Consider the following 307-nt stretch of genomic DNA (forward strand, 5'->3'; position numbering starts at 1 on the left):
CGTGGACGAGACATCCGAACCCGACGTGCCGCCGACGAACTCGAAGTCGTGGGCGTAGAAGTCGAAGAACGAGGACGCGAGACCGTCGGTCAGGCCGTCGAACTGCACGAATGCCTTGTCCGTGTTGAAGTACTGCACGACACGACCGTACTGCTCTATGCCGGTGCCGGAGAAGGCGTGTCCGGTACGGATTTGCGTGCATGAGGGCACGGTCGTGTGTGCGGAGCGGGTCGCAGCCGACATGCGCTGGGAAGCGCGGAATGGGCGGGAGCGTATCTGGTCGCTGGCTGGGACGCTGTGTGGTCGG

General features: G+C 64.2%; 1 pseudogene. It reads right to left on the reverse strand.

Annotation, left to right across the window (positions count from 1 at the left end):
- A pseudogene (locus MKK52_RS07335) lies at positions 1–243 on the reverse strand (porin); the annotation flags it as partial.
- Between the last annotated feature and the right edge of the window lie 64 nt (positions 244–307).

This window comes from Methylobacterium sp. J-067, assembly GCF_022829465.1.
In the GTDB taxonomy this organism is placed as follows: domain Bacteria; phylum Pseudomonadota; class Alphaproteobacteria; order Rhizobiales; family Beijerinckiaceae; genus Methylobacterium; species Methylobacterium litchii.